14 protein-coding genes are annotated in these 15,702 nt (G+C 43.6%); 2 read left to right on the top strand and 12 right to left on the bottom strand.

Annotated elements, in window-relative coordinates; all coding sequences use genetic code 11:
- Positions 1-129: 129 nt before the first annotated feature.
- The 10 genes from ACED60_RS20305 to nrfB all read right to left on the bottom strand — a co-directional run bounded on the left by ACED60_RS20305 (position 130) and on the right by nrfB (position 9,486).
- A complete protein-coding gene (locus tag ACED60_RS20305) occupies positions 130-1,518 on the bottom strand; it encodes a di-heme oxidoredictase family protein (protein ID WP_371728325.1) in 1,389 nt (462 codons plus the stop codon).
- A 111-nt stretch (positions 1,519-1,629) separates the two neighbouring features.
- The gene (locus ACED60_RS20300) at positions 1,630-2,889 is read right to left on the bottom strand and encodes an imelysin family protein (RefSeq protein WP_009848835.1); all 1,260 of its coding nucleotides are present in this window, start codon (positions 2,887-2,889) and stop codon (positions 1,630-1,632) included.
- Between the two features lie 177 nt (positions 2,890-3,066).
- Positions 3,067-3,663, bottom strand: a complete 597-nt coding sequence (gene ribA, locus ACED60_RS20295; protein ID WP_009848836.1) for a GTP cyclohydrolase II — start codon at positions 3,661-3,663, stop codon at positions 3,067-3,069.
- Between the two features lie 249 nt (positions 3,664-3,912).
- The gene (locus ACED60_RS20290) at positions 3,913-4,089 is read right to left on the bottom strand and encodes a hypothetical protein (RefSeq protein WP_009848837.1); all 177 of its coding nucleotides are present in this window, start codon (positions 4,087-4,089) and stop codon (positions 3,913-3,915) included.
- An 89-nt stretch (positions 4,090-4,178) separates the two neighbouring features.
- Positions 4,179-4,619, bottom strand: a complete 441-nt coding sequence (locus tag ACED60_RS20285; protein WP_371728324.1) for a cytochrome c-type biogenesis protein CcmH — start codon at positions 4,617-4,619, stop codon at positions 4,179-4,181.
- Positions 4,616-5,203 carry a DsbE family thiol:disulfide interchange protein gene (locus ACED60_RS20280; RefSeq protein ID WP_017103446.1) on the bottom strand — a complete coding sequence of 196 codons (588 nt, stop codon included), beginning with the start codon at positions 5,201-5,203 and terminating at the stop codon, positions 4,616-4,618. The genes ACED60_RS20285 and ACED60_RS20280 overlap by 4 nt, the downstream gene beginning before the upstream one ends.
- A complete protein-coding gene (locus tag ACED60_RS20275; RefSeq protein WP_371728323.1) occupies positions 5,184-7,106 on the bottom strand; it encodes a heme lyase CcmF/NrfE family subunit in 1,923 nt (640 codons plus the stop codon). The genes ACED60_RS20280 and ACED60_RS20275 overlap by 20 nt, the downstream gene beginning before the upstream one ends.
- Before the next feature lie 128 nt (positions 7,107-7,234).
- Positions 7,235-8,209, bottom strand: a complete 975-nt coding sequence (gene nrfD, locus ACED60_RS20270) for a cytochrome c nitrite reductase subunit NrfD (RefSeq protein ID WP_371728322.1) — start codon at positions 8,207-8,209, stop codon at positions 7,235-7,237.
- Positions 8,210-8,211: 2 nt separating this feature from the next.
- Positions 8,212-8,898 carry a cytochrome c nitrite reductase Fe-S protein gene (gene nrfC / locus ACED60_RS20265; protein WP_077680270.1) on the bottom strand — a complete coding sequence of 229 codons (687 nt, stop codon included), beginning with the start codon at positions 8,896-8,898 and terminating at the stop codon, positions 8,212-8,214.
- A gap of 3 nt (positions 8,899-8,901) precedes the next feature.
- Positions 8,902-9,486, bottom strand: a complete 585-nt coding sequence (gene nrfB / locus ACED60_RS20260) for a cytochrome c nitrite reductase pentaheme subunit (RefSeq protein WP_135382619.1) — start codon at positions 9,484-9,486, stop codon at positions 8,902-8,904.
- A 481-nt stretch (positions 9,487-9,967) separates the two neighbouring features.
- Here nrfB and nrfA point away from each other — a divergent pair, with 481 nt between their 5' ends.
- Both nrfA and ACED60_RS20250 read left to right on the top strand, forming a co-directional pair.
- Positions 9,968-11,398 carry an ammonia-forming nitrite reductase cytochrome c552 subunit gene (gene nrfA, locus ACED60_RS20255; protein ID WP_017101428.1) on the top strand — a complete coding sequence of 477 codons (1,431 nt, stop codon included), beginning with the start codon at positions 9,968-9,970 and terminating at the stop codon, positions 11,396-11,398.
- Positions 11,399-11,525: 127 nt separating this feature from the next.
- The gene (locus ACED60_RS20250) at positions 11,526-11,870 is read left to right on the top strand and encodes a rhodanese-like domain-containing protein (protein ID WP_009848845.1); all 345 of its coding nucleotides are present in this window, start codon (positions 11,526-11,528) and stop codon (positions 11,868-11,870) included.
- 51 nt (positions 11,871-11,921) lie between these two features.
- Here the strand turns inward: ACED60_RS20250 and ACED60_RS20245 are convergent, their stop codons facing one another.
- Both ACED60_RS20245 and gyrA read right to left on the bottom strand, forming a co-directional pair.
- Positions 11,922-12,551, bottom strand: a complete 630-nt coding sequence (locus tag ACED60_RS20245) for a tetratricopeptide repeat protein (protein WP_012604320.1) — start codon at positions 12,549-12,551, stop codon at positions 11,922-11,924.
- Between the two features lie 279 nt (positions 12,552-12,830).
- The gene (gene gyrA, locus ACED60_RS20240; RefSeq protein WP_017106649.1) at positions 12,831-15,503 is read right to left on the bottom strand and encodes a DNA topoisomerase (ATP-hydrolyzing) subunit A; all 2,673 of its coding nucleotides are present in this window, start codon (positions 15,501-15,503) and stop codon (positions 12,831-12,833) included.
- Between the last annotated feature and the right edge of the window lie 199 nt (positions 15,504-15,702).

The raw sequence follows: 15,702 nt of genomic DNA, 5'->3' as shown, positions 1-15,702 counted from the left end.
TAATTATATGAATTCATTAAATACCAAACGACCGCTGACCTCGTATTCCTACAAGTTCAGCGGTGCTAAGTGGTTTGATAGCGGCTTTCTTAAGTCACTAGCCGTTAACTAAACTGAATTCAACGCAGCCTATAACGAGTTTAAGAACGCCAATAGCGCTTCACGTTCGCTGCTACTAAGAGCTAAAACGTTTTGTTTCGCCATTTCTGCTTCACCACCGTGCCAAAGTACCGCTTCCATAACGTTTCTTGCGCGACCGTCATGAAGCAGGAACGTATGACCATTCACTTCTTTGGTATAGCCTAATCCCCATAATGGCGTCGTACGCCACTCTTGGCCATTGGCAAGATATTCAGGGCGATTGTCGGCTAAGCCTTGCCCCATATCGTGCAACAACATATCGGTATACGGACTGATTAATTGCTTAGACAACGCAGGTAACCCTTCACGCTCTGCTGTGCGAATTTCAGCTTGGTGGCAACTCTGACAACCAACGTCTTTGAATAATTTTTTGCCTTGCACTACAGCAGGCTTATCGACGTTGCGACGAATAGGGACCGCTAAATGCTGCGAATAGAACTCAACAAAATCTAGAATATTGTCGCTGACTTCTGGCTCGCCACCATTCGGAAAATCATCACAGGTTGATTGCGCTGATGTGCAGTTTTCATTCGGGAATAAGCGACTCGTTAAGCCCAAATCACCGTTAAACGCCGCCGCATTTTGCTGCATTAGGTTTGGCTGGCCAGCTTTCCAACCGAATCGACCCAACGCCATTTCGTTAGTTTGAACATCAAGAACGTAGTTCGCTTTGCCTGAAACACCTTGCTTGTCGGCCAACTGCTGTTTAGCAAATCCGAGAATCGTTTCTTGCGGGATGCTTTCAAGTAAACCAAGGCCAATCATTGGCGGCGCAACACGAGCTGAAAACTCAGTTTTAGGATGCATCTCGCCAAAGGCAAGATCAGTAATCTTTAAAATTGGTTTACGCAAAGTAACGACTGTACCGTCTTTGAATTCAACAGGAACATCGGTGTAGCTGATGTTCACTTTGCCCTCGGGTTTTACACCTTGAAGCGCGAAATCTTGTAACTGGCCGCCGTAAGTTGGTTCAGGAATACCACCATCACGAATGAAGGCTTGTCTCTGTTCTGGCGTTTCAGCAGGGATACTTAAGCGGACCAACAATGAAACCGCGTTCTGGTCATCTTTTTCAGGCGCATGACCACGACCATCTTTGATGTGACAGTTTTGACAACCGTTGGTATTGAACAATGGACCTAACCCATCACGTGCATCGGTTGATGACGGCGCAGGAACCCAAGGGTTTCTAAAGAAGCTGTTACCTACGCTGAAATCCAAACGTTTGCTCATTGGAAGGTTGGCTGCAGGAAGAGAAAAAGCGTTCGCGCCCTCTTTCTTTACTGTGGTTTTGCCTCCAGAGTAGGTTTCATGGGCGTGCAATGGAGATAAGAAAAACAGTGCGGTTAATAGTGAGGCTGAGAGATACGACTTCATACATTGCCTTGCTGTGTTTTTGATTTTAGTTTTTATTAGAGAGTAACTTTTTTGAATAACAAACAATTAAGGGCTCAATAAGAGCCCTTACATTGATTTGGCCTCGGGTTCTTAGAACTCGTGATCCGCTGTGTCTGGGTTTAGGCTATCAATGCCAATAACACCAGCAGCACGCTCGATTGCAGCGGTTTGAGACACTAGCGCAACAATTGTTTTGTTTACTAGCGCGTTACCTGCAGCGTTGTCAGCAGCAATTAGCTGATCGAAGTGCTGGTTATTTTTCTCTGCTGACACAACAAGTTGACCAACTTGCGCACGTGCTAGGTCAAACTGCTTTTGAATCTCTTTCGCCGCTTGCTCGTCTTTTTGCTCTACTAGGTCAAACAGGCTAGGACCAGAAAGTAGAGAACCATCTTCACGCTTGTACAAGCCAGTGTATACGTTGTAGATACCTTGCTCGTTGTAGTAGTGAGAGTTATGCGTGTTATCCGAGAAACAATCATGCTCGTCTTCAGTAGAGTTTGCTTCTAGTGCAACTTTCATACGCTCACCCGCTAGTTCACCTAGAGATAGTGAGCCCATACCAAATAGCATTTTACGTAGGCCGTTCTCGCTAGATTCAGAAAGAAGCTCTTGACGGTAGTTGCCTTTCTCGCCTTCAGCCCACTGCTTTTCCATCCACTCTAGGTCTTGGATAAGTAGTTCAGCTGATGCTTTTAGGTATGCGCCACGACGGTCACAGTTACCATTAGTACACTCAGCACCAACAACGAAATCAGTGTAAGCACGCTCACCTGCACCGCTGTTAGTACCGTTTAAATCTTGGCCCCAAAGTAGGAATTCAATCGCGTGGTAGCCAGACGCTACGTTCGCTTCAGAACCACCGATCTCGTTCAGGTCTGCAATTAGCTCTGGAGTAATGTTAGTTGCGTCTACTGTTGTCTGACCAATTTGGAAAGTCTTATTTGCAACGATGTTTGCGCTAGCGCCTTCGTTACCAAGTTCATATTGGTAATCAGTCGAAACGTAATCGATAAGGCCTTCATCTAGCGGCCATGCATTTAATTGGCCTTCCCAATCATCTACAACAACGTTACCAAAGCGAAATACTTCAGACTGTTGGTAAGGTACACGAGAGTCTAGCCAAGCTTGCTTTACTTGTTCGAAATTGCCAGCAGAAGGAGAAGCTAAGAAGGTATCAATAGAAGAGTTCAACGCTTTTGCTGTAATTACTGAATCTGCAAACACTGCATGAGCAATATCGGCGTAATGTTCTACAACTTGATCTTGAGTTACTGCTGCAAAAGAAGAAGCAGAGGCAAAAATGAGTGACGAAGTTACGGCTTTTGTCACTAAAGATTTAATGGTCATGAAGCATCCTTGTTGAGCTTTGAATTATTATTCGTAGTAATAGTGCAAACCATTATCATTTACACTACAGATTTGAATAATACAAACTTACAATTTTATTGCAAGATAAATACAAAAAAACCTCACATTTGTGAGGTCTTTAAATACTTTTGTGCTATAGCAATAAAAGGAAGCTTATCAAATATCCAGATTATGCTTACCGTGTGAGACTTTCGCCTTCAGGTAACTCTCATTTCCCGACTTGATATGTGCAGAAGTATTCACCACTTCTTCAATCTCAATACCGAAAGATTTCAGCTCATTGATCTTCTTAGGGTTGTTAGTAACCAAACGAATTTTTGTGGTTCCTAAAGCGCGAAGCATTTCTGCCGCTTCGGTAAAGTCGCGTAAATCATCACCAAAACCTAGGTGGTTATTCGCTTCATAGGTGTTCATGCCTTCGCTTTGCAGACGGTACGCATCGATTTTGTTATACAAACCAATACCACGACCTTCTTGGCGTAAGTAAAGAATCACTCCCCCCGTCTCACCCATAATTCTGATGGTTTCATCTAACTGCTCACCACAGTCACAGCGAGAAGAATGAAAAACATCACCAGTCAGGCACTCAGAGTGCATACGAACAAGAGGTATGTCTTGTGTCTTATCCGCTGATTTAAATATCACAGCAACATGCTCTTTATCTGTTTTCAATCCATGAAAAGACAGAAGTTCAGCATCAATACTGCTTGTTACCCCTACTTTGAAATCTATTCTGGCACGCACTTCCGCCATAGCTATACTCACTTGAAAATTCGATGTATTTAACAACACTACACTATATGTCTAGGCAATATTTTGTAGCTAACTATCTAATGATAGACACTATGAGGCTGTTAACAATTTTTTTCAAGGTCGACCACGTACAAATTGTTATATTATAACAATTAATTTTCTGGGTAACAAAAAACCCCACGTTGGGATGACCAACATGGGGTTATAAATCAATCAATTGCGGCTAAGACTACACTTTTTGCGGAACGATCAGCTTAGTTGAGTTTGCTTCCAGATAACAAGCTGCACCCAAGCATTCTCTAATTCACTTAACTCTTCTTGTGTCAGTGTAGAGATGCTCGACTTTGCACTGTATTTTTCTGCCCATTTATCAGAACGGACATGAGTATAGAACTCTTTTTTTAAATTTGAGATTACGTTATCCACAAACACATCCTTATATAACAGTGCTTAGCCTTTATAATCCGTTAATATTACAAAATACAGCTCAATTGGTAAACAGTAATACACAATTTTTATGAGTCCTTCCTAACACTCGCTACTGACAAATATACAAACAAAAGAAATAATAGGCTCGGTAACACCCAAAGTAATATGTTTGAAACACTCATTGCTGGCTTATAAAGCACAAATTCACCAAACCTTTCTGTCATGTACTGAGTGATTTCATTGTTACTCTTCCCTGCTTTCACCATATTGAATACAACAAGGCGTAAATCTTTTGCTATGGGAGAGTTCGACTCAATCAGATTTTGATTCTGACATTGTGGGCAGCGCAGCGATTTAGCCAAACTAATAGCACGCTGTTGTTGATTAGGGCTTTCAAACTCAAATAACTCTACCTGAATGCTTGTATCTTTATCACTCGCCGTAAACAAGTCCTCGGCTATTACAGGGAAGTTGACGACAATAGCGGAGCTAAGTATGAGCACTATGTTGAGCAGGAACTTCATCATCCATTTTTACCTTTAAAATAGTGAGCGAGTTCTTTGCGCCAAACCGATTCATTAATCACACCTAGCAACTTCTTCACTATTTGGCCTTCAGCATCAACTAAATACGTCTCAGGAGTCCCTATGACACCGAGTTCTAAAGCCAACTTCCCTTGAGGATCACTGATCACAGTTGCGTACGGATTGCCGTCGTTGGACAATACATTAAGCGCAGCACCGGGGTTATCTCGATAATTGAGACCGACAATTGGAATGCCTTTCTTCTGCAGTTCGAGTAAAAAAGCGTGCTCGGTTTTACATATTCCGCACCATGAAGCCCATACATTGACCAGTTGGTAAGGATGTTGAGTAATATCAGTAAGCGTAAGCTTAGCCGTTTCAGAGCTTAATATTTCAGAGCTTAATGCTTCAGAATCGAATGACTCATCAGTAACGAGTTTTTCTGCCGTAAATTCAGGGAAAGCCCTTTTTTGATCTGAAACGCTGGTCGTTTGTTGCTTATTGTCGAGCGCATATGAAAATGCAACGACCAAAGCAACAGCCACTGAAAATAGAGCAATGAGTTTATTACGAACGCTGGTATGCATACTGTGCAGCCTTAACGGTTTTCTTTTTACGATTGGTCAGTGAAAGCACAGCACCTAGAATTGAGAACAGCCCACCAAGCCATATCCAACGAGCATACGCTTTGTACTGAACTCGAAATGCGTAAGCGGTAGCGTCAACTTTCTCACCCATGGTGATATACACATCGCCATGCCAGAACCATTTCATTGCGGGCTCGCTCATGTTCATCACTCGAACTTGATAATGTCTTCTTTCAGGTGTAATGGAAAAACTTTGCTCACCAGTTTCTAGCTTAAGTATCGCCTTCTCTGCGGTAAAGTTTGAGGCGACATAAAGCTCTGTATCTTCATGAGCAAGCGTCCAATCCATGAACTCTACTTGTGCTCCTGGGCTCAGTTTATAGCTGCGCTCAAACGAGTGGTAGCTATTCATTGCCGCACCTACCGCTAATATCGCGACACCAACATGGGCAAATGTCATCACCCAGACTTTTCGTTGGAACTTGGAACTGCGCGTTACCGCTAAGCCATAAACATGAGTGAGTAAAACCCAAAATGCGAGTGACCATGTCATCAGAACCATCGCTTGTCGTTGGACTTGTTCCACTTGCCATGAATAACAAATGTACCCAAGCACAAATGACACCACAGTTAACGAGGCAATAACGTCTTTGGTTGCTTGAGGTTTAATGCTAAGCAATGGAGCTAAGCCAACCACGCCAAGTGCGAGCAAAGCCAAAGGCGCAATCAACAGATTAAAGTATGGCGCACCGACCGATATGTTACCCAGCCCAAGCAGCTCAAAGACCATTGGATAAAATGTACCAAACACCACAACAGCGGTCGCTAATACAAAAATGAGCACCGCGACCAGACTTAAAAAACTCTTACTGGCGAAGCTAGTAATCGGGTTAGATTCAAAAGACTCCCCTCTGATGATAAGAAGAGAGAAAGAGCTCACTAGCACCAACATCAATATAAGTAGTAGTGCGATACCTTTGGTCGGGTCGACAGCAAAAGCGTGCACCGACGTAAGTACGCCAGAACGAACAATAAAGGTGCCTAAGATACTCAAACAAAATGTAATGAAAGCAAGGCTTAAAGACCACTTCAAAAGCTGTTGTTTGCCCTTGGCAACACCTAAACAATGCAGCAAGGCTGTCGAAGTGAGCCACGGCAACAAGCTGGCATTTTCAACAGGATCCCAGAACCACCAGCCGCCCCAGCCTAATTCGTAATACGCCCACCAAGAGCCAAGAATGATCCCTGCGGTTAAAAAGATCCAAGCGACTAGACACCAACTGCGACAATGGGCAACCCAATCAAACTCAATAGGATCAACCAGCAAAGCGGCAACGGCAAATGCCAGCACCACAGAAAAACCGACATAGCCAAGGTAAAGTAATGGAGGGTGAAAGATCAGGCCGACATCTTGCAACATTGGGTTAAGGTCACGCCCTTCTAGCGGCAAGATCGAATTCATTTCAAATGGGTTTGATGCGAATAAGGTGAACCAAGCAAATATCGCGAGCAGTAGATTCATTACCCACAACACGCGGCTTTGGTATTCATTCGAATAGTGTTTTTGTAAGGCAATCACGCCAGACCAGACGCTGATCGTCAGTACCCAAAATAACAAGGAACCTTCATGGCCTGCCCATACGGCTGCTAGCTTAAAAAATGAGGGTAATTGAGTATTTGAATGTTCAGCGACATAGAGAATAGAGAAGTCATCACTGACAAAAGCATAACCAAGCAATGCGACAGAAGTGAGAGAAAACAATGTACTTGAAAGAGAGAAACTGCGGATTAAACTTATATTTTGCGTCCGTTTGTTTAGCATTTGATAAAACGAATGCACACCAATAATGCTACTGAGTACAGCAACCAACACTAAACTAAACAGCCCCAAAGAACCGACCATATCACCTCAATAAGGCTCCGCTAGAGCAGAGCCGATCTGAACACGCATCTCATGTTTACTAAAAGCATGTTCATTAATAAGCAGATGTCTAGTATCCAACATCTGCTCACTAATAAACTTGCGCGAAATTAAGCTATCGTTAACTGCCCTGCATAAAGGACAAAAGTTCGCAGCATTAATACGCCCATTAGGCTTAGCGAAGTCACGGAGAAAATATACACCGAGCTATGGCGGATTGAGGTTGGTGTGACGGCATTCAACAACAACGGTAAAACCATACCAACACCGATGACGCCATACCAGAACCAACTCGCCCAGAAACCACTGCCAATTGCGTTCCATACTGCTTGTTCACTTTGACCACCAGCGAAGATCAGCCCAGTAAAGAAAGTGATAAGAACAAACAACTCAAACATCACTACCGGGCGTTCAAATCCGTGGATCCATGAAATACTCGGGCTATAAGGTGATTCTTTAAAGACCAACACACCGAATAAAATACACGCCGCCGCACCCGAAGATAAACTCGAGAACAAGAATAAAATCGGCAGTACTGGGTTATTCAATAGTGGGAAGGTATTTAAAGCTGACAGCAAGAATCCGGTATAAGCGGCAAGCATCAAAGCAAGAACAGCTAGGAATATTTCCAGAGCATTCTCAAACACTTCTAATTTGCCAATCCAGTTCCCGACAAAGTCGAGTCGTCCTTTTAACCATGTTTGGTCATTCAAGAACACGACAATTTGATCTCTAAATATAATGCCGATCCAAAGGAACAAGATCACCATATACACTTGGAATAAGACCACACCCATCGACATCACAGACGTTGGATTATAGAAGATCATGATCTTCCAAAATGACAACGGTTTTGTCAGGTGGAAAACCAAGATCAGCAAGCCTGAGATGATCCCAAATGGCGCAAGAAAAGCTGTCGCCTTTAACACACCATTATGAGCAGGATCGCCTTCAATAACCTTACGCTTGAGATAAATGGAGATCATTACGGCACCCGCCGACATCCCCGCGAGAAATAGATAGATTGCTATAATCCAGTCCCATACCACGGTACCAGACTGAAAAGCTGCGTCCCATGCACTCATAATCAAATCTCCCCTTTTTGGTGTGGCACTTTATAGAGTTTTGGTTGAGTGCCTAGATAGGCTTTATCTCTGTAAACTACCTCGGATTGAAGTACTTGGTTTATCTCACTCTTAGGGTCATTTAAATCGCCGAATGTCAGCGCTTTGGTTGGGCAAGATTCGACACAAGCAGGCAACTTCCCTTGTGCTAGATTGGTATCACGACAGAAGTTACATTTATCGGCTGACTTGTTCTCTGGATGGAAAAAGCGCACTTGATATGGACACGCTAACAAACAGTAACCACAACCGACACACTTCTCTTTGTGGACATCAACAATGCCCGTTTTTTCATCTTTGTAGGCAGCACCTGTTGGGCAAACCATCACACACGGCGCGTTATCACAATGTTGGCAAGAGTTACGAGTAAAACGGTAATCAACATTTGGATATTCGCCTTGGGGTTCGCTCTTAATAATTTCTAAGCGCGACACGCCTTCAGGTACTTTATTCACTTCACGACATGCTTCTGTACAAGCAGTACAACCAATACACGCGGTTTCGTCATGAATCATTCCATAACGTTTAGCACCATCTTCTTGAACATTGGCCAACGTTTTACGACTTGTCACCGCAGCAGTTCCTGCTACACCCGTGGTAAAAATAACGGCACCAGCGCCTGCTAAAAAGTTTCTTCTTGAGCAGATCATAGATTACTCCCCTTCTTTCTTCTGGTTGAAGTCTGAATGGCAATCCACACACAGCTTAATGGTTTGCTTTTTATCTAAGCCCAACACCTTTGCTTCAGTCGCATGAACATCATGGCAGTTTGAACACGTTAAGTTTTGCGCGTGAACATCGTGGGTCCAGCTAGCTTCACGCAGATCATCAGGTTTGTGACAATCGATACATTGGCTATTGGCATCTAAAATTAAGCTAGGATCGAGGAAAACCTTTTCGGTTCCTGGTTGTGATTGAGCCGCGCGATACTTCACCACTTCAGGTGCACCTTCACGGTGATCGGGGCTAATTGAACTATGACAATCGGTACAATTTACTTCACGGCCAAGTAAAGCGTGTGCACTTTCACCATGTGAACCCAATACCGTTTCTTTTGAATCTTTATGGCATTGAACACACTTGTAGTCTTTGTCGCGGATTAATTCGACTTCATGTCTTGCTGATTCTCCTACTGGCGTAACAGCAGGCTCAGCAACAGCATGAATGGAATAACCATAGAGGCAGAATGCTAGAAGGGATTTAAGCATTATGACTATGGCCAATTTAATATTGCCCATTTTATCCTTTCCTTATACCGGCATTATTTAACTCTCAACTAAATAATATTCCGGTTAAACAAAAGTACCCTTAAACGATATTATTACCGCTTAAATGATATCAATTCTTATTTTGGATAAGCCACAACGCTTTCTATAATCAGAATATACCTCTAATTAGGTAATGCGAAATTTCGATAGGTTAATCTGTGAACGCAATCACCCTATTTATATCATGGTCAATTTAGGTAATTGATTGTTATATATGATAATAATTATCACTTGAGTTTTAATGCCACTAACCACCAATACCCCTTTAGGGGTATATAAACTTCAGCGTGATTGAAGTCACTACCATTAATTGATCTAAGACAAGCTATATCCAACACGTAACAAAATGTGTTTGTTTATGAATTAATATAAACAGGAATTCTCCAGTTCTTAATTTGAATAGCAAACTCACAACGCTTGGTATAAGAATCAGTATATTGGAGATATCACTGTGAAAAAGCATTGGATACGTAATTCGGTCACAGCACTATTAATGGTTAGCGCATCACTAGCAAGCGCGACCAGTTTTGCTGCGTCTGAACAAAAAGAAATTGGCGACCCTCGTAACGACCAGTTCGAGCAAAACCACCCAGATCAATATCACTCATGGAGACAAACTTCAGAAAGCGAAGTTATTGAAGACGCACTAAAAGAAGATCCAAACATGGTCATCATGTGGGCTGGCTACGGCTTCGCAAAAGATTACAACAAAGCACGCGGCCACTTTTATGCCATTGACGATGTAAGACAAACACTTCGTACTGGCGGCCCAACGGACGAAAGCTCTGGCCCAATGCCAATGGCGTGTTGGAGTTGTAAGAGCCCAGATGTCGCTCGTGTTATCGAAGAGCGTGGTGAAGATGGTTATTTTGAAGGTAAATGGGCGCGTCTTGGCAACGAGATCATTAACCCTATTGGCTGTTCAGACTGTCACGACACCCAAAGCGAAGGCTTTAAGAATGGTGAGCCTGCACTGAAGGTGACTCGTCCTTACGTTGAGCGTGCATTTGAAACGATTGGTAAAAAGTTTGATGAGCAAAGCCGCTTAGACCAACAAGCTTCTGTTTGTGCTCAGTGCCACGTGGAATACTACTTCACAGGGCCAACCAAAGGTGTGAAATTCCCTTGGGACCAAGGTACAACGGTCGGCGACATGGAACGTTACTATGATGCAATCAACTTTAAAGATTGGACGCATAAAGTATCGAAAGCACCCATGCTGAAAGCACAGCACCCAGGTTTCGAAACATGGCGCGAAGGCATCCACGGTAAGAACAAAGTCGTTTGTGCTGACTGTCATATGCCGAAAGTCACCAAAGAAGATGGCACCGTTTATACCGACCATAAAGTGGGTAACCCATTCGACCGTTTCGAAGATACGTGTGCAAACTGTCACACTCAATCGAAAGAAACTATGCGTAACATCGTTTCAAGCCGTAAAGCGCAAGTACTAAACATGAAGCTGACAGCAGAGAAACAAATCGTTGCTGCTCACTTTGAAGCAGGCGCAGCATGGGAAGCGGGTGCGACAGAGCAAGAGATGGAACCTATCTTACTGGATATCCGTCACGCTCAATGGCGTTGGGACTACGCTATCGCGTCTCACGGTATTCACATGCACGCACCTGAAATCGCTCTAGAAGTGCTAGGTACTGCCGTTGACCGCGCCGCGGATGCTCGTACTAAGATTGTTCGTCTACTGGCGAAGAAAGGCATCACCGATCCAATCGAGATTCCAGATATCTCGACAAAAGAAGCGGCTCAAAAAGCGCTTGGAATGGACATGGATAAGATGAACGCAGAGAAACAGCACTTCTTAGACACGGTTGTTCCTAAATGGGAAGAGCAAGCTGAAAAGCGTGAAGCCAACTACGAATACTAGTTTCTTCCATTAGACCATTAAGTAAAAACCAGTCACACTATTGTTGTGTGGCTGGTTTTTTTAGGTTTTGGGGGAATACACATCAATATCGAGCCCCCGAACCACTCGCCAATTCAAGGAATAAACAATGAAAATTTTACTTTCGCTTTCGGCATTATGTATTGCACTACTCAGTTCAAGCGTTCACGCCTCTGAGCGTGCTGAAACAGGGTGGGAATTAATAGAGAAAGGGGCATTAGTGGTTGATGTCAGAACACCTGCAGAGTTTGAACAAGGGCATCTAGACAACGCCATCAACTACCCTCTTTCTGAAGTGGCTACTCACTTTGCTAAGATAGATAAAGACCAACCCATCGTATTGTATTGCCGCAGTGGCAATCGTTCAGGGCAAGCTTATCAATTCTTGCGTGCTCAAGGGTTTACTCAAATCCACAATGCTGGTGGCTTAATCGAAATGCAGGAAAACCAATAGTCTTCGAAATGAGCTCTTAAGTAAGATCGCCTCTTTAGCAATTAGCCAAGCTTAACGGATCATCTGTTTAGCTTGGTTGATCGAATGGATAATAGAGACACGATCAATGCCCTTCTGATTGGAATCTAAGATTTGAGTCCACGCATCGATCGCTTGTTGATAGCGCATGCTGATGAAGTGATCGGTCGCAATCAACATCAATGCCGTACGATCATTGGGATCAAGCTGCATTGAGTGCTCCAACAGCGCATTAACATCATCACTCATCGCTTGAGAGCTCAGATAATAAAGTGCGGTTGCTTTGGCAGCATAGAGGCCAGAAGGCGCTTGAGGATCTAATCGAATTGCGTAGTCGTAGCAAGTGAATGCCGCATCAAACTCCCCTCTCTGCATGTACACACCACCAAGCTTAAACCACAAGTCGGATTGATTCGGGTCTTGTTTGAGGCTTTGTTGAAGCTCATCTTCGAAATCTGTTGCCGTGTAGTTATTGCTATCATCCAAAGGAAGTTGAGGTAACTCTTGTTTCAGTTGAGACCAAACCAACACGCTCAAAGCCACCGCAGTAAGAGAAATCACCACATTGCCTTTTAGATGGCTGCCATTATTGCTCGCGGCAATAACGACCACAATCAAAAACAGACTCATTAGTACCAACGCAACCAACAACCAGATATCCATTCCGCATCCCTTTTATTTAGATCTGCCCCTACTCTATCGTTTTCGCCCTGCCTCGTTATTGATCAAAGTTTAGCGTTCGAGATTTAGTGCTCAAACTTTCGCATAAAAGCGACGGGTTAAGGTTGGTGTTCAGACCTAAGCCATAAGCCAAATGAGAAGAGAAGAGAAGAGAAGAGAAGAGAAGAGAAGAGAAAAAGAGTGAAATGACAGGCAATAAAAAACCGAGCACTTAGGCTCGGTTTTTTCATTGGTAAGCTTAATTACTTAACGTAATCGAGATTACTCAGTGTCTTGCTCGCTATCACTTTCAGAGTCAGAAGCATCAGATGCTTGCTCTTCACTTGATTCAGAAACAACAGCCGTTTCAGCGTTTACTGCGTCAGCATTTGCTTCTTCAGTTTCTTCGCCTTCAACAATCTCAGCTTCTTCTACTTCGTCGATACGTTGTAGACCTACAACATTCTCGTCTTCAGCAGTACGAATCAGTGTTACACCTTGAGTGTTACGACCAACTTGGCTTACTTCCGCTACGCGAGTACGTACTAGTGTACCTGCGTCGGTGATCATCATCATTTCATCGCCTTCTTCAACCTGAACAGCGCCAACTACTGGGCCATTACGATCAGAGACTTTGATAGATACTACACCTTGCGTTGCACGGCCTTTCGTTGGGTATTCAGCCAACTCAGTACGCTTACCGTAACCGTTTTGAGTCACAGTTAGGATATCGCCTTCGTTTGAAGGAACAATCAGTGAAACCACTTGATCGTCTTCTGGAAGCTTCATACCACGAACACCAGAGGCAGTACGACCCATTGGACGTACTTTGTCCTCGTTAAAGCGAACAACTTTGCCCGACTTCGAGAACAGCATGATGTCGCTATTACCGTCAGTAATATCAACGCCAATCAGTGAGTCATCGTCACGTAGGTTAACTGCGATTAAGCCGTTAGCACGTACGTTTGCGAATTGATCCAGTGATGTCTTCTTAACTGTACCGTCGCCTGTTGCCATGAAGATGAATTTCTCGTTTGAGAATTCAGAAACAGGCAGGATAGCCGTAATACGCTCACCTTCTTCTAGAGGAAGAATGTTAACGATAGGCTTACCACGAGCGGTGCGGCTTGCTTGAGGCAGTTGGTAAACTTTCAGGCGGTACGTTTTACCACGAGTAGAGAAACATAAGATGTTATCGTGAGTATTAGCAACAAGCAGACGCTCAATGTAATCCTCATCTTTCATCTTAGTTGCACTCTTACCTTTACCACCACGACGCTGAGCTTCGTAGTCGCTTAGGATTTGGTACTTAACGTAACCTGCGTTAGAAAGCGTTACTACCACGTCTTCTTGAGCGATTAGCTCTTCCATGTCGATATCATGAACCGCTGCTGTGATTTCTGTACGACGTTCGTCGCCATAGATATCACGTACCGCTTCAAGTTCTTCACGGATCACTTCCATCAAACGCTCAGTGCTTGCAAGGATATGCATTAGCTCAGCGATCTCTTCTAGAAGTGCTTTGTATTCGTCTAGAATCTTCTCGTGCTCAAGGCCAGTTAGGCGGTGAAGACGAAGTTCTAGAATAGCTTGCGCTTGAGTTTCCGTTAGGAAGTATTGACCATCACGGATACCGTATTGGTCTTCAAGCCAATCTGGACGAGCTGCATCAGTACCAGCACGTTCAAGCATTGATGCAACGTTACCAAGATCCCAACCACGAGATACTAGACCAACTTTAGCTTCTGCTGGTGTTGGTGCGTTCTTGATCAGTTCAATGATTTCATCAATGTTTGCAAGCGCTAAAGATAGAGCTTCCAAGATATGTGCACGGTCGCGCGCTTTCTTCAATTCGAAGATAGTACGACGTGTCACAACTTCACGACGGTGATCAACAAAACACTTCAACATATCTTTAATGTTGAAAAGTTGTGGTTGGCCGTTGTTCAGAGCAACCATGTTGATGCCGAAAGTTGTTTGCAGTTGAGTTTGTGAGTAAAGGTTGTTTAGTACAACTTCACCGACAGCGTCACGCTTACATTCAATAACAATACGCATACCATCTTTATCAGATTCGTCACGTAGTGCACTGATGCCTTCAACTTTCTTGTCTTTTACAAGTTCTGCAATCTTCTCGATCAGACGAGCTTTGTTCACTTGATATGGAATTTCAGTAACGATAATTGTTTCTTTACCGTTCTTTTCCATTTCAATGTTCGCGCGCGAGCGCATGTAAACTTTGCCACGGCCAGTCTTATATGCATCGACAATGCCCTTACGGCCACTGATTAATGCTGCTGTCGGGAAGTCTGGACCCGGGATGTAGTCCATTAGCTCATCAATAGTGATGTCTTCATTATTGATAAATGCTAAACAGCCATCAACAACTTCGCCAAGGTTATGTGGCGGGATGTTGGTAGCCATACCTACTGCGATACCAGAAGCACCGTTAACCAATAGGTTTGGTATTTTTGTTGGTAAAACTGCTGGTATTTGCTCGGTTCCATCATAGTTAGGAACGAAGTCAACCGTATCTTTATCAAGATCCGTTAATAGCTCACCAGCTATTTTTGACATACGAACTTCGGTATAACGCATTGCCGCAGCTGAATCGCCGTCAACCGAACCAAAGTTACCTTGGCCATCGACTAACATATAGCGTAGTGAAAACGGCTGAGCCATACGAACAATTGACTCGTATACCGCACTATCACCGTGTGGGTGATATTTACCGATTACATCGCCTACTACACGAGCAGACTTTTTATATGCTTTGTTCCAATCATTACCTAATACATTCATCGCGAACAAAACGCGGCGGTGTACTGGTTTTAGGCCATCACGCACATCTGGAAGGGCACGACCAACGATGACGGACATCGCGTAGTCTAGGTATGAACCTCTAAGCTCATCTTCAATATTTACGGGCGTGATCTCTTTCGCTAGATCGCTCATAGAGCCATTTTCCCTCTATAGTCAGATCGTATTTTTGAATACGTATAAGACCGAAAAATATAACACAAATTTACCTACGGAGGCATCACTTTCCCTCTCCTTTTACCATCTTGTGACCCTTGTAGCCAATCTATTGATGAGAAATTGCACCTCAGCGTCATATCTTGCTGAAACATGGTCACTTTACACTCAATAAACT

Source organism: Vibrio sp. 1F279 (assembly GCF_041439815.1).
Taxonomy (GTDB): Bacteria; Pseudomonadota; Gammaproteobacteria; order Enterobacterales; family Vibrionaceae; genus Vibrio; species Vibrio tasmaniensis_A.
The sequence above is the reverse complement of the archived record's forward strand: the minus strand, read 5'-3'. Positions and strand labels throughout refer to the sequence as shown.

What these genes read in the sequence shown, in the direction of transcription:
- ACED60_RS20305 (WP_371728325.1), bottom strand. Translation starts at nt 1,518, where the DNA reads ATGAAGTCGTATCTCTCAGCCTCACTATTAACCGCACTGTTTTTCTTA.
- ACED60_RS20300 (WP_009848835.1), bottom strand. Translation starts at nt 2,889, where the DNA reads ATGACCATTAAATCTTTAGTGACAAAAGCCGTAACTTCGTCACTCATT.
- ribA (WP_009848836.1), bottom strand. Translation starts at nt 3,663, where the DNA reads ATGGCGGAAGTGCGTGCCAGAATAGATTTCAAAGTAGGGGTAACAAGC.
- ACED60_RS20285 (WP_371728324.1), bottom strand. Translation starts at nt 4,619, where the DNA reads ATGATGAAGTTCCTGCTCAACATAGTGCTCATACTTAGCTCCGCTATT.
- ACED60_RS20280 (WP_017103446.1), bottom strand. Translation starts at nt 5,203, where the DNA reads ATGCATACCAGCGTTCGTAATAAACTCATTGCTCTATTTTCAGTGGCT.
- ACED60_RS20275 (WP_371728323.1), bottom strand. Translation starts at nt 7,106, where the DNA reads ATGGTCGGTTCTTTGGGGCTGTTTAGTTTAGTGTTGGTTGCTGTACTC.
- nrfD (WP_371728322.1), bottom strand. Translation starts at nt 8,209, where the DNA reads ATGAGTGCATGGGACGCAGCTTTTCAGTCTGGTACCGTGGTATGGGAC.
- nrfC (WP_077680270.1), bottom strand. Translation starts at nt 8,898, where the DNA reads ATGATCTGCTCAAGAAGAAACTTTTTAGCAGGCGCTGGTGCCGTTATT.
- nrfB (WP_135382619.1), bottom strand. Translation starts at nt 9,486, where the DNA reads ATGGGCAATATTAAATTGGCCATAGTCATAATGCTTAAATCCCTTCTA.
- ACED60_RS20250 (WP_009848845.1), top strand. Translation starts at nt 11,526, where the DNA reads ATGAAAATTTTACTTTCGCTTTCGGCATTATGTATTGCACTACTCAGT.
- ACED60_RS20245 (WP_012604320.1), bottom strand. Translation starts at nt 12,551, where the DNA reads ATGGATATCTGGTTGTTGGTTGCGTTGGTACTAATGAGTCTGTTTTTG.
- gyrA (WP_017106649.1), bottom strand. Translation starts at nt 15,503, where the DNA reads ATGAGCGATCTAGCGAAAGAGATCACGCCCGTAAATATTGAAGATGAG.